The sequence below is a fragment of the Pseudolactococcus laudensis genome, assembly GCF_013449735.1.
Taxonomy (GTDB): Bacteria; Bacillota; Bacilli; order Lactobacillales; family Streptococcaceae; genus Pseudolactococcus; species Pseudolactococcus laudensis.
In genome coordinates this window covers 1-13,490 of sequence record NZ_JACBNY010000005.1, presented here as the reverse complement: position 1 = coordinate 13,490, position 13,490 = coordinate 1, and the positions used below count along the sequence as shown (strand labels likewise).

Genomic DNA, 13,490 nt, shown 5'->3' with positions numbered 1-13,490 from the left:
TTAAACTGTTACTCGTATCCTAAAAAAACATATTACAAAAGCCTGAGGAGGGTAGAAAATCATGACATTCGAGAAAAAATGGTGGCAGACGGCTGTTGCCTATCAAGTTTATCCGCGGAGTTTTCAAGATTCTGATGGCGATGGGATTGGGGACATTAAAGGGATTACGAGCCGTCTTGATTACTTGGAAAAGCTTGGTATTACAGCTATTTGGCTCAGTCCGGTTTATGCAAGTCCTATGGATGATAATGGCTATGACATTTCAGACTATGAAGATATTGCCAGTATTTTTGGAGACATGGCAGCCATGGACGAACTCTTAGCGGAGGCAGATAAACATGGCATTAAAATCATTATGGATTTAGTGGTGAATCATACTTCGGATGAACATGCCTGGTTTGTCGAGGCAAAAAAATCTAAGGACAACGAATTCCGTGATTACTACGTTTGGCGCGATCAACCCAATAATTTGACGTCAGCTTTCTCAGGTTCTGCCTGGGAACGTGATGAAGCAAGTGGCCAATACTATTTGCATCTTTTCTCTAAAAAACAGCCAGACCTGAATTGGGAAAATGAAAAAGTTCGTCAAGCAGTCTATGACATGATGAATTTCTGGATTGATAAGGGTGTTGGTGGTTTCCGTATGGACGTGATTGATTTGATTGGGAAAATTCCTGATGATGAAATCACTGGTAATGGGCCTAAGCTACATGATTACCTTCATGAAATGAATCAAGCTACCTTTGGTGATAAGGATTTATTGACAGTTGGCGAAACATGGGGCGCAACACCTGAAATTGCTAAACTCTATTCAGCACCTGAGCGTGAAGAGTTGTCAATGGTCTTTCAATTTGAGCATATCAGTTTATCGCATGAACCTGATCAACCCAAATGGGATGTGATTGACCTTGATAAATCTAAGTTAAAAACGATTATCTCTAAATGGCAGACGGATTTAGCAGTCGGTCAGGGTTGGAACTCATTGTTTTGGAATAACCATGACTTGCCACGTGCAATTTCAATCTGGGGCAATGATGCTGAACATCGCGTTCAGTGTGCTAAAGCATTTGCGATTTTACTTCATCTTATGCGTGGCACGCCTTTCATCTATCAGGGCGAAGAAATCGGCATGACCAATTATCCATTTGAAACGATTGACCAAGTCGAGGATATTGAGTCTGTTAATATGTATGCGGAACGTTTGGCACAAGGTTACAAACCAGAAGATATCATGGCGAGTATCCGTGCCGTTGGTCGTGATAATGCTCGGACACCGATGCAATGGGATGCGACTGATAATGCAGGTTTCACAACAGGGCAACCTTGGTTGGCGGTCAATACTAACTATCAAACAATTAACGCTGAGGCAGCCTTAGCTGATAAGGACTCTATTTTCTATACCTACCAAAAATTGATTGCCTTGCGCAAACAAAATGATTGGGTTGTTTATGGTGATTATGAGTTGCTTGAAACGTCTGATGATATTTTTGCCTATCTTCGTCATTTTGAAGGTAGACAATACCTAGTTGTTGTAAATTTCTCTGACGCAACTGCCCTTTTTGAAAGTCAGTTAACGGGTGGTAAAGGCATCATCGCCAACCGTCAAATTCCAAATGATTTGACGAAAGTATTGCTGCAACCATGGGACGCCTTTGCCATTGAAGTCGTATCAGATTAAATTTGATTGCTAGTTGCAAGAATGACCGATGCTTATCGGTCTTTTTTGTCAGGCGTAGATAGGGTTATGAAGATGAAATAAATAAAAGTTATCTAGGATAGTAAAGTTACTTGACAATGCAAACGTTTGCATTGTATAATGGTTGCAAACGATGAGTTAGGATGGGTGATATATGAAAAGTAATTGGTTTAAACAAGCAGTGGGCTATCAAATTTATCCCAAATCATTTCGGGATACAAATGATGATGGTATTGGGGATATTAATGGGATTATCGAGAAGTTGCCTTATCTAAAAGATTTGGGTGTTGATTTTATCTGGATTAATCCGATTTATAAAAGTCCTCAGTTTGATGGGGGCTATGATATTTCAGATTACTATGCCTTGGACGAAGACCGTTTCGGGACGATGGCTGATTTACAAAACTTGATTATGCAAGCGCATTCAATGGGGATGAAGGTCATCATGGATTTAGTCGTTAATCATACGTCGAATCAACATCCTTGGTTTATCGAGAGTCGTAAGTCCAAGGACAATCCTTATCGTGATTATTACCATTGGCAGCCAGCTACACCTGATCACTTGCCCAATAATTGGATTTCATTTTTTGGTGGTAGTACTTGGACCATTGATGATGCAACTGGTGAGGCTTATTTCCATGTGTTTGCTAAAGAACAACCTGATTTGAACTGGCATAATCCTAAGGTGCGCGAGGAGATTTATGCCATGGTTCGTTGGTGGCTAGAGCAAGGCATTGATGGCTTTAGACTGGATGCAATCAGTCATATTGAAAAAGCGCCTTGGGATTTTGAAATTAAATCCTTTAAAGACAATGATCCTTGGGAACCTTTCATGAATGTGGCTGGTATTGAAGTTTACATGGCAGAATTTAAGAAGATTTTTGATGAATTTGATGCACTGACAGTCGGAGAAGCCAGTGGCGTCTCTACCAAGGAAGCGCCAAATTGGACGGATGACCAAGGCTACATCGACATGATCTTTGAACTGGAACATAGCGATAAAGACGATGAGGGTAAAGCTGACCTGAAAATCTTTAAAGACACGATTATGCGATGGCAAGAAGATTTATTGGCGCGTGGGTGGAATGCACCTTATTTGGAAAATCATGACCAGCCGCGCGTGATTGATGTTCTAGGAGATGGCACGGAGACCTCGGCTAAAGCACTAGCTGTCGCCTATATGTTACTGCGTGGTACACCTTTTATCTATCAAGGCCAAGAAATCGGCATGACAAACTTTAACTATACAAATATCTCACAAGTCGATGCGACTGATACGATCTACTTATACAATGAAAAACTAGCAGAAGGACTGTCTAAAACAGCGGCACTCAAAGCAGCAACAGTCAACTCACGAGACCATTCTCGAACACCAATGCAATGGGATGCAACCGAAAATGCTGGTTTCACAAATGGTAAACCTTGGTTGGTCATTAATCCTAATTACTTAGAGAAAAATGTTGCAGCAGCACAAGCAAATCCAGACTCAATTCTGAATCTCTATAAATTTTTGATTCAACTTCGTCATGAGTACCAAGATATTTCCGAAGGTAATATAACATTTCTATTTCCTGAACATCCGACAGTTCTAGCCTATGAGCGAGGTGAGTTCTTAATCGTGACAAACTTGTCTGCAACGCCAACGACCGTTACTTTCGAGAGACCGCGACATGACTATCAAGACATGGTCACACAAGCACTGGCACCAGACCTGTTAGACCTATCTTTAGAGGGCTGGGCATATCGGATTTACAAGAAAAATAAAAAAACAGCTTGACGTGCAACCGCTTGCGTGTTAAACTATAAGTGTGAAACCGGTTGCATAAAATATGCATCTAAACAGCATGAAAATGCTGGAGCAAATCAAGCAACAAAATCAAATTAAGCATCGATAAATGACAGTACCTAAAATGAATGAATGAGGACATCAACAATGAATCAAAACAAACGTATTATGGCGATTGACCCTTGGCAAATCAAATCAGACACATTAGAAATCGAAGATAGACGCCTGCAAGAATCTCTGACAGCCATTGGTAATGGCTATATGGGGATGCGTGGTAATTTTGCTGAAACTTACTCGGGTGATATGCACCAAGGTTTTTATTTGGCAGGTGTTTGGTATCCTGACAAAACACGTGTTGGTTGGTGGAAAAATGGCTACCCAGAATATTTTGGCAAGGCAATCAATGCCCTTAATATTGCCAAAATCAAACTCGTCATTGATGGCGCAGAAGTAGACTTGGCAACTGAGTCAATTAGCGACTTCAACATCTCGCTTGACATGGCAAAAGGCACGCTCAGCTATACTTACGTTGTGCGTGGTGTCAAAGTTTCTGCTGAACGCTTTTTCTCAGTTGATATTTTAGAACTTGCTGTCTTTGCCTTCATGTTTGAATCAGTCGATGGCAAAGACCACAAGATTCAAATTGACGCAATCATTGATGCGGATGTCAAAAATGAAGACGCAAACTATGATGAACAGTTTTGGAACATCTTAGATAAAGGTCAGACGAATAATGGGTCTTACATCGCAACGCAAACAATTGAAAATCCATTTGGCGTGGACCAATTTACCGTTGTTGCCAGTCAAACCTTTGCAGGAAACTTTGAGGCAGTTGGGCAAACGACAGCTGAAAAAGCCATTATCAATCGCTTTGAACAAACAGTCACAGCTGGTGATATCTTAATTTTTGAAAAACGTGTCATTGTGACGACAAGCCGTGACTATGCTGATTTAACAGAAGTTAAAGCTGGTAACCAAGCCATCGTTGAAAAATCTGTTCAAATGCAAGATTATAACAGCCTGTATCAAGCACAAGTGACTGCTTGGGGCAAACGTTGGGACATTGCTGATGTCGTGATTGAAGGCTCTGATGAAGCTCAACAAGGTATCCGTTTCAACCTTTTCCAACTCTTCTCAACTTACTACGGTGAAGATGAACGCCTCAACATTGGTCCTAAAGGCTTTACTGGTGAAAAATATGGTGGCGCAACCTACTGGGATACAGAAGCTTACGCTGTCCCACTTTATCTCTCTTTAGCAGACGAAAAAGTAACAAAAAATCTCTTGAAATATCGTCGCCAACAATTGCCACAAGCCCAACACAATGCCCGCCAACAAGGTCTTAAAGGTGCCTTGTATCCAATGGTGACCTTCACAGGTGTTGAGTGCCATAACGAGTGGGAAATTACCTTTGAAGAAATTCACCGTAATGGCGCTATTCCTTATGCTATTTACAACTATACCAACTATACAGGTGACGAAACATACTTGGCGCATGAAGGTCTCGATGTCCTAGTAGAAGTCGCACGTTTCTGGGCAGACCGTGTCCATTACTCAGCACGCAATGACAAGTACATGATCCATGGTGTCACAGGACCTAACGAGTATGAAAACAACATCAACAACAACTGGTATACGAATACACTGGCTGCTTGGGTTTTAAGCTATACAGCAGAAAGTTTGGCTAAACACAGCCGTGCTGATCTCAACGTTACAGCGGAAGAATTAGCAAAATGGTCAGAAATCGTTGATAAAATGTACTATCCATATGATGAAAAAGAAGGCGTCTTTGTACAACATGATGGCTTTATGGATAAAGATCTCCGCCCAGTTTCAGCCTTGGATGTAACAGATTTACCACTCAACCAAAACTGGTCTTGGGATAAAATTCTGCGCTCACCATTTATCAAACAAGCCGATGTGTTACAGGGCATTTACTTCTTCGGTAACCAATTCTCATTAGAAGAAAAACGTCGCAACTTTGATTTCTATGAACCAATGACTGTGCATGAAAGCTCTCTTTCACCATCCATTCACGCCATTCTTGCGGCTGAACTTGGCAAAGAAGCCAAAGCAGTTGAAATGTATGGGCGGACAGCACGTCTTGACTTGGATAATTATAACAACGATACAGAAGATGGTCTGCACATCACGTCAATGACAGGTTCATGGTTAGCCATCGTTCAAGGCTTTGCCCAAATGAAAACATGGGACGGCAAACTCAGCTTTGCACCATTCTTACCAAGCGATTGGACGGGCTATACCTTCCACATCAATTATCGTGGTCGTCTTTTGAAAATTGAAGTGGCTGAAAATGTCACGGTTAGCTTGCTATCAGGAGAAGCTTTGAACCTAGAAGTCTATGGTCAAACAGTTGAATTGACGTCTAGTTATACTGTGAAAGTAGGTGGTTAAGATGTTTCAAGCAGTATTATTTGATCTTGACGGTGTCATTACAGACACTGCAGAATATCATTTTCTAGCCTGGGAAAAATTGGCCAAGGAAATTGGGATTAAGATTGACCGTGAGTTCAACGAAAACCTGAAAGGTGTCTCACGTGAAGAATCCTTGCGTCGTATTTTAGAACATGGTGGCAAGGAAAATGACTATACAGCAGAAGAATTTGCTGCCATGGCCAAACTTAAAAATGACAATTACGTCGAGATGATTCAAGCGGTGTCACCCAAAGATGTCTACCCTGGTATTTTACAATTACTTCAAGATTTACGGGGACAAGGTATTAAAATCGCTTTGGCATCCGCATCAAAAAATTGCCCTTTCTTGCTAGACCAGATGCAATTGACAGATTATTTTGATGCCATTGCTGATCCTGCAAAAGTAGCCGCAAGCAAACCAGCACCAGATATTTTCATTGCTGCTGCTGAAGGTGTTGGTGTCGATGTGAGCCAAGCTATCGGGATTGAAGATGCTTATTCTGGTATTGCTGCGATTAAAGCCGCAAACGTGTTACCGATTGGTGTCGGTAAAGCAGAAGTATTAGGCACAGATATTGCGCTCGTCTCTGATACAAGCCAGTTGACGCTTGATTTTTTAACAGAAGTATGGGACAATAAATAGTTAGTAGACGGAAACGCTTTCAAGCCGTTTTCCGTTTTTCTGCTTATTATGAAAGAATGAGATGGATTTTAAAAATAAATAAAATAACATGCTTTTAAAAAATGAAAGCGCAGAAAGACTTTGAGCGAACAAAGTTCGCGAATGACCCCGCTTGGACCTAGCGCAAGCGAAGGTCAAGTTTCAAGCTTTCGTAATGTGTTGAAAGCGCAGAAAGACTTTGAGCGGACAAAGTTCGCGAATGACCCCGCTTGGACGTAGCGCAAGCGAAGGTCAAGTTTCAAGCTTTCATAAAGTCTTGAAAGCGCAGAAAGGAGAACAATGGCAGTTACAATCAAAGATGTGGCCAGACGTGCAGGTGTTAATCCGTCAACAGTTAGTCGAGCGATTCATAATCATTCGGCGATTTCTGAAAAGACGAAAGAAAAAGTTAGGAAAGCTATGGCTGACCTTGGGTATTCAAGAAACTCAGCAGCACAGATGCTTGCAAGTGGCAAGGCTGGTGCTATTGGTGTCATTTTCCCCCCAATTGAAAATAAGTCTGAGCAACCTTTTTTCATGAAAATTTTGACAGCGATTAACGAAGAGGCCCGTCAAAACAAAATCACGGTTTCTATCGCCTCCGGTCATACAAATGAGGAGCTCTTGAGTCAAGTCAGAGTCATGTATCAGGAAAAACGGGTCGATGGTTTTATCGTACTTTATGCAGGACAAGCTGACGATGTGCGAGATTATTTGTTGGCAGATGAGATTCCCTTTGTCATTGTCGGGACGCCTATTGAGCGAGCAAATGAGATCACGGCCGTTGATAACGATAATAAACTTATGGGGGCTGAGGCTGCCCAATATCTTGCAAGTTTGGGTCACAAAAAATTAGCATTTGTGACGAATACAGACAAAGGTGAAGTTTTTCATGAGCGTTATCGCGGTTTTGACGAAAAGATTAAATTGCTTGGGCTTAGTGGTCAGTTGCTTAATACGACAGAAAGTCTTGCGGTAGGTGATGTAACGGCACTCGTGGTGCTAGATGATATCCTAGCAATCAAAGTTATTCAAGGGTTGACAGAGCGTGGCATCAATGTACCTGATGATATTTCAGTGATTTCCTTTAATAACTCTGTCTTTGCTAGCTTGATTCATCCTTATTTGACGACCTTTGATATTAATATCACGCAACTCGGTCATCGTTCGGTGCAAAAGTTATTGCATTTACTTGCAGATCCCGCTGATTTTCGAGAAAAAGTAACCGTACCTTTTGAGCTTAAGGTGCGCGAGTCAACGAAAGCTGTCAACTGACGGCTTTTTTATGTTTATCTTAAGTTTTTTAGACTAAAATAGTGTAAAATAAAAAGAAAGCAAGTTGATAAAAGGCTACTATGCAATGGTTTTAAGAATACCTTTGCATAGTAGCCTGATGATTTAAGAGAGGTAAACAAGACGATGATCAAAATCCTATTAGTAGAAGATGACCTATCTTTATCCAATTCCGTTTATGATTTTTTAGAAAATTTTGCTGATGTCGTTCAGGTTTTTGATGGTGATGAAGGCTTATATGAAGCAGAAATGAACATTTATGACATCATTTTACTTGACCTCATGTTGCCAGAAAAGAATGGCTTTGAAGTCCTAGCTGAACTTCGTGCCAAAGGTGTAAAAACTCCCGTTCTAATCATGACCGCTAAAGAAAGCCTAGATGATAAAATGCATGGCTTTGAAATTGGTGCAGATGATTACCTAACCAAGCCTTTCTATTTAGATGAACTGAAAGCACGGATTCAGGCTCTACTCAAACGCTCAGGCAAACTTGAAGATACTTCGACCATTAAATATGGCGATGCTCTCGTCGTCAATACGGCTAACAATCAAGTGACAATATCAGGAAAACCCGTCGAAATTCTTGGAAAAGAATTTGATTTGCTCCTATATTTTCTGCAAAATCGTAATGTCATTTTACCTAAAGAGCAGATTTTCGACCGTATTTGGGGGTTTGATAGCGATACAACCGTCACCGTTGTAGAAGTCTATATGTCAAAATTACGCAAGAAACTCAAAGGCACCGAATTTGCGGAAAATCTTTCCACCTTGCGCAATGTCGGTTATATTTTAAGATAGGCTAGAGTATATGAAAAAAGATAAAGATAAAAACGCATGAAAAAAATCGTCAAAAAATTCGCCAGTCATCACTTGTTTCGCTTTGATGTGAAACATTTTTTGCATTTCTTTGTCGTCTTTACGGTCATTTTCGTGGCCCTATCCGTCATTATCTTGCAAACATTGACTTCAGGCATTTATAAATCAACAGATGAGACCATTGAAAGATTAGCTAAAAATCCCCTCATGCTGACAAATTTAGCCTTGCATGGCACTAATAACACGACCATTTTTTCTGACGGTCCTGTCAATAGTCAAAGTAACGAGACAAGTTCTGTATCGGGTACACAAATCTCTGTTTTTTCTCCGAACCAAACCGTCATTCTTTATGATAAAAAAGGTCAGATTTTAAATGCTGATACTAATTTAGAAACGTCTACAGTTGCTGAAGATATAAAATTTGACAAATCAAATGTTGGTAAGATTAGCACAGTCACTATCAAAACATCGGGAGATGCCCTTCTTTACCGCACTAAAACCTTCAAAGTAACCTTTGATAAAAACATCACGACTAATATTGCCTATATCCAAATTTTTGTTAATGTCGATCAGTTATCAGACAGCCTATCCCGAAGTCAATTTATTATCTTAACGACCATGGTCAGCTTTTGGCTTATTTCACTGGTAGCCTCTATTTATCTCTCTAGGTGGTCACAGAAACCAGTCTTGGCGGCTTATGAGAAAGAAAAGAATTTTGTTGAAAATGCCAGTCATGAATTGAGAACACCGTTGGCTATCTTACAAAACCGCTTGGAACTTTTGTTCCAGAAACCAACTGCTACGATTATTGATCAAAGTGAAAACATTTCGCAGAGTCTGGCAGAAGTCCGAAATATGCGAATGCTAACCAGTAACCTGCTTAATCTAGCTAAACGAGACGGTGGTCTTAAAGTAGAGCTGACGACAGTTGATCAGACCTACTTCGAAAAAATATTTGAAAATTATAAACTCCTCGCCGAAAATTCTGAAAGAGAGTTTACGAGCTCAGTCCACCTTAAAGATCGTGTTAAACTAGATGAAAGTCTGATTAAACAGGTCCTTACGATTTTGTTTGATAATGCTGTTAAATACACAGATGTGGGAAGTCAGATTGATATTAAAGTCGAAAAAACCGGTCAAAATCTGGTTATCACAACCTCGGATACTGGATATGGTATTTCTAATGAAGATAAAAAGAAAATCTTTGACCGATTTTACCGAGTAGATAAGGCTCGAACTCGACAAAAAGGTGGATTTGGCTTAGGTTTATCTCTTGCTAAGCAAATTATTGATGCTTGTGGCGGAAGGATTGATGTTCAAGATAATCAGCCTCAAGGCACTAAATTTATCATTAAATTACGTGCCTGAGTTAACCATTAATTCATAATTAAACGAAAGAAAATAAAAGCACCATGCTTAGAAAAATGATTACTCGCGTGCTTATCGCACCTGTTAGGTTTTATCAAGTTGCTATTTCGCCTTTACTTCCAGGGGCTTGTCGTTATCATCCGACCTGCTCGAATTATATGATTGTCGCCATTCAAAAACATGGCTTTCTTGGTGTACTAATGGGCACAGCACGAATTTTGCGATGCAATCCGTTTGTAAAAGGTGGTGTTGATTATGTTCCAGACCATTTTTCATTAAAACGTAATCCTGTTAATCCTTATAAACAGTAGTGCTCAAGCTAAATAATAAATTTGAAAGACTTGTCAATTGCTTACAAGTCTTTTTATTTGGGATGATAGGAGGTTTGTTATAATAAAATTGTTTTTTTAATTTCTGAAACCTGAGTCAATCAAAATTTTGTGTTATACTAAAAAAGCAAAGGGGGATTTATGCTATGTTTTTAGCACTTAATGAAATTAAACATTCAAAATTGAGGTACGCACTGGTGATTGGCGTAACCTTTTTAATTGCCTATCTTGTCTTTTTCCTGACAGGTCTATCTTATGGTTTGGCACAAGAAAATCGCATGGCTGTTGATAAATGGCATGCGACAGATATTCTCTTGTCAGATAATGCCAATGACAGCTTGTACATGTCAAGATTGGATCCTAAAATGCTTGATCAGGTGAAGGCGAAAGAAAAAGCTGTTCTAGCTCAGACACCTGGGATAATCATCGATAGTAAGGATGACCAAAAGAAACAAAATGTCAGTTTCTTTGTCATTAATCCTGAACAATTCCTAAGACCTAATATCGTCAAAGGTAAAATGTTTCAAGAAACTGGTGATGTTGTCGCTGACAAGAGTCTAGAGACACAATACGATTATAAGTTAGGAGATAAAGTTAAACTGGCAACCAACGATCAGGTTTTAACTATCGTGGGTTTCACTGATCAGGCTAAATTCAGTGTGTCGCCTGTACTTTATACATCATTAGAGACTTTTCAGCTAATGCGTAATGGTGCCAGCGCGTCTGGCCAACAATCTGTAAGTGTTAATGCCATTGTCACAAAAGGGACGCCTAGTGAAACTGCAGGCTTGAAAAAACTATCAATAGATGACTTTATTAATAAGTTGCCTGGTTATAGTGCGCAAGTTCTGACTTTCGGCTTTATGATTGGCTTTCTTGTGGTGATTGCTGCGATTGTTATCGGTATCTTCATTTACGTTTTAACAATGCAAAAAATGGCGATTTTCGGTGTTATGAAGGCACAAGGGATTTCAAGTCGTTATATTGCAAATTCTGTAGTAGCACAGACTTTTATTCTCGCTTTCACAGGTGTGGTTACAGGTTTAGTCGCAACAGTTTTATCTGCGCTCGTATTGCCTGATGCTGTACCTTTCCAAAGTCAGCCGGTATTCCTTGCTGTTATTGCCGTGTTGATTGTATTAGTTGCAATTTTGGGTGCTCTGTTCTCGGTGCGCTCGATTGTTAAAATTGATCCTTTAAAAGCGATTGGGTAGACAGGAGTAACTGATGAATGCAATAGAATTTAAAAATGTCACGAAGTCTTTTAAAGACGGTGATGAAATCATTGAGGCGTTAAAGAGTACTGATTTTTCGGTTAAAAAAGGCGAATTTGTTGCCATTATTGGACCGTCAGGATCAGGTAAAAGTACTTTCTTAACCATTGCAGGTGGCTTACAGGCACCGTCCAATGGTGAAGTACTCATTAATGGTAAAACTTTCAGTGGTAAAAAGGAAAAAGAACGTGCTAAATTACGGTTCGATGAGATTGGTTTTATCCTTCAGAGCTCAAATTTAGTACCATTTTTAACGGTCAAAAATCAACTCAAACTAGTTGATAAAGTCACTAAAAGTAAGGCTAAATCAAAAGGAGATGAGTTGTTTGAACAACTCGGTGTATCCTCGTTAGTTAATAAATACCCAGAAGATTTATCTGGTGGTGAAAGACAACGTGTTGCGATTGTTCGTGCGCTTTATCATGACCCTACGATTATCTTAGCTGATGAGCCAACAGCAAGTCTTGATACTGATAAAGCTTTTGAAGTCGTGAAAATCCTTGCGGAAGAAACCAAGAAAAAGAACAAAGCGACGATTATGGTCACACATGATTTACGCTTGGTTGATCATTGTGATAAGGTATATTTGATGCAAGATGGTGTTTTGACTGAGAAACATTAAATATTTAAAAATAAAGTAAAAACCGCTATGTATCAGGACATAGCGGTTTTTACTTTATAAATGATGATAGTAATGGGAGGAGAATAAAGACAAAAGAACTAGAGGAAATAATCACACGATTAAATGATTCATTAATTGCAACACAAGATGGATTGTGTAAAGCAGTTTGAATAAATTCGGAATGGTCATCGCAGTTATTATTTAGGTTTAGTATTTTGGATAAATTGGTGTTGGGTATTCCTGATTATTATCATCGGATTATTGATGAGTGGCTGAGTTTTAAGTTAGAGCTTACTCTGTTTAAGGGCACCTCTAAAAACTCAAATTTACCACTTTTGGCTAAATTTACCTATCGCGTCGTTATTGCTCCGCACCTTACAGCAGTAAGCTTTGTCGCAATGCCTAGCGCTAGAAAAATTTATCTCAAAAGTTATCAAAAGCAGTTTTTAGAGGTGCCCTTAATTTTTCAATTGATTTCAGTTAGTCTTGATGGGAGTCTTTATTATTATTTCTGAGATTGGTTTTAGGATGAAGAAATTTGAGAACGGTTGGTTTATTATTTTAATACGCACTTGTATTTATTTTATAATCAATTCAATTTTTTTTATTTTAAATTATATCTTTATTATATTTTGTTTTTTTGATATAATTGATAAAAATAATAAATGGAGGTTAAAGATGTAATGGAAATTGGTAATTTAGCAGAATGTTTAGGTAGTCTTTTAGCTATCGGGTGTGTATGGTGGCAACTAGATTATGATAAAAAGTGTAAATATAGACAAGAGCTAGCAGATAAACAGGCTATGAAAGAACAGCACTTACGTTCTTATCAAGGACATTTGCAGAATGTACGAACAAGATTGATGACTTTTAATAATCGTATTATTGGAAATTATAAAAATCATCAAAAATTTTCCAATTCAGAGGTTATATTTTAAATGGATAGTATTAAAAATATTAACAAATCTATAGAAATTAGTATGCAAGAAATTAGTCATCTAAAAAAATTGCAAAAGTTTCTAATAAATCAAATGGGATTGATATTGAGTACTCGAATAAAGTTTTAAATCATATAGGGCACATCTAATAACTACCAATTAATTCACCTCTAAATGAAATTAGAAAAAAACACAGAAAACTAAGCATAGTCTACTGTGTTTTTCTTTATGTTACAGACGCCACTTGACTGTTTATTCTTATTTTAGACAG

At 38.9% G+C, this 13,490-nt stretch carries 12 protein-coding genes; all 12 read left to right on the top strand.

The annotated features are described in order from the left end of the window. The first annotated feature begins 61 nt into the window (after nucleotides 1–61). The 12 genes from HZR21_RS04315 (at nucleotide 62) to HZR21_RS04260 (ending at nucleotide 13,219) form a co-directional block, all read left to right on the top strand. Nucleotides 62–1,678, top strand: a complete 1,617-nt coding sequence (locus tag HZR21_RS04315; protein WP_180746600.1) for a glycoside hydrolase family 13 protein — start codon at nucleotides 62–64, stop codon at nucleotides 1,676–1,678. A 172-nt stretch (nucleotides 1,679–1,850) separates the two neighbouring features. Then, nucleotides 1,851–3,473: a glycoside hydrolase family 13 protein gene (locus HZR21_RS04310; RefSeq protein WP_180746599.1), complete on the top strand. Its 1,623-nt coding sequence runs from the start codon at nucleotides 1,851–1,853 to the stop codon at nucleotides 3,471–3,473. 156 nt (nucleotides 3,474–3,629) lie between these two features. Beyond that, complete coding sequence (locus HZR21_RS04305) at nucleotides 3,630–5,897, top strand: glycoside hydrolase family 65 protein (protein ID WP_180746598.1); 2,268 nt, start codon at nucleotides 3,630–3,632, stop codon at nucleotides 5,895–5,897. Nucleotide 5,898: 1 nt separating this feature from the next. After that, a complete protein-coding gene (pgmB, locus tag HZR21_RS04300) occupies nucleotides 5,899–6,561 on the top strand; it encodes a beta-phosphoglucomutase (protein WP_180746597.1) in 663 nt (220 codons plus the stop codon). Nucleotides 6,562–6,879: 318 nt separating this feature from the next. After that, a complete protein-coding gene (locus HZR21_RS04295) occupies nucleotides 6,880–7,854 on the top strand; it encodes a LacI family DNA-binding transcriptional regulator (RefSeq protein WP_003137753.1) in 975 nt (324 codons plus the stop codon). A gap of 144 nt (nucleotides 7,855–7,998) precedes the next feature. After that, nucleotides 7,999–8,670 (top strand): response regulator transcription factor, encoded by a 672-nt coding sequence (locus HZR21_RS04290; RefSeq protein ID WP_003137751.1) that lies wholly within the window; start codon nucleotides 7,999–8,001, stop codon nucleotides 8,668–8,670. Between the two features lie 36 nt (nucleotides 8,671–8,706). After that, nucleotides 8,707–10,056, top strand: a complete 1,350-nt coding sequence (locus HZR21_RS04285) for a sensor histidine kinase (protein ID WP_180746596.1) — start codon at nucleotides 8,707–8,709, stop codon at nucleotides 10,054–10,056. A 56-nt stretch (nucleotides 10,057–10,112) separates the two neighbouring features. Beyond that, a complete protein-coding gene (gene yidD, locus HZR21_RS04280; RefSeq protein ID WP_040525617.1) occupies nucleotides 10,113–10,367 on the top strand; it encodes a membrane protein insertion efficiency factor YidD in 255 nt (84 codons plus the stop codon). A gap of 164 nt (nucleotides 10,368–10,531) precedes the next feature. Beyond that, nucleotides 10,532–11,599 (top strand): ABC transporter permease, encoded by a 1,068-nt coding sequence (locus tag HZR21_RS04275; RefSeq protein WP_180746595.1) that lies wholly within the window; start codon nucleotides 10,532–10,534, stop codon nucleotides 11,597–11,599. A gap of 13 nt (nucleotides 11,600–11,612) precedes the next feature. Next, nucleotides 11,613–12,281 (top strand): ABC transporter ATP-binding protein, encoded by a 669-nt coding sequence (locus tag HZR21_RS04270; protein WP_003137744.1) that lies wholly within the window; start codon nucleotides 11,613–11,615, stop codon nucleotides 12,279–12,281. 215 nt (nucleotides 12,282–12,496) lie between these two features. Beyond that, nucleotides 12,497–12,796, top strand: coding sequence for a hypothetical protein (locus HZR21_RS04265; RefSeq protein ID WP_180746594.1), 300 nt, complete (start codon nucleotides 12,497–12,499; stop codon nucleotides 12,794–12,796). Nucleotides 12,797–12,946: 150 nt separating this feature from the next. Further along, entirely contained in the window at nucleotides 12,947–13,219 is a 273-nt protein-coding gene (locus HZR21_RS04260) for a hypothetical protein (protein WP_180746593.1), read from the top strand. Nucleotides 13,220–13,490 lie beyond the last annotated feature (271 nt).

Coding starts and splice junctions, on each gene's coding strand:
- HZR21_RS04315 (WP_180746600.1), top strand. CDS start 62: ATGACATTCGAGAAAAAATGGTGGCAGACGGCTGTTGCCTATCAAGTT.
- HZR21_RS04310 (WP_180746599.1), top strand. CDS start 1,851: ATGAAAAGTAATTGGTTTAAACAAGCAGTGGGCTATCAAATTTATCCC.
- HZR21_RS04305 (WP_180746598.1), top strand. CDS start 3,630: ATGAATCAAAACAAACGTATTATGGCGATTGACCCTTGGCAAATCAAA.
- pgmB (WP_180746597.1), top strand. CDS start 5,899: ATGTTTCAAGCAGTATTATTTGATCTTGACGGTGTCATTACAGACACT.
- HZR21_RS04295 (WP_003137753.1), top strand. CDS start 6,880: ATGGCAGTTACAATCAAAGATGTGGCCAGACGTGCAGGTGTTAATCCG.
- HZR21_RS04290 (WP_003137751.1), top strand. CDS start 7,999: ATGATCAAAATCCTATTAGTAGAAGATGACCTATCTTTATCCAATTCC.
- HZR21_RS04285 (WP_180746596.1), top strand. CDS start 8,707: ATGAAAAAAATCGTCAAAAAATTCGCCAGTCATCACTTGTTTCGCTTT.
- yidD (WP_040525617.1), top strand. CDS start 10,113: ATGATTACTCGCGTGCTTATCGCACCTGTTAGGTTTTATCAAGTTGCT.
- HZR21_RS04275 (WP_180746595.1), top strand. CDS start 10,532: ATGTTTTTAGCACTTAATGAAATTAAACATTCAAAATTGAGGTACGCA.
- HZR21_RS04270 (WP_003137744.1), top strand. CDS start 11,613: ATGAATGCAATAGAATTTAAAAATGTCACGAAGTCTTTTAAAGACGGT.
- HZR21_RS04260 (WP_180746593.1), top strand. CDS start 12,947: ATGGAGGTTAAAGATGTAATGGAAATTGGTAATTTAGCAGAATGTTTA.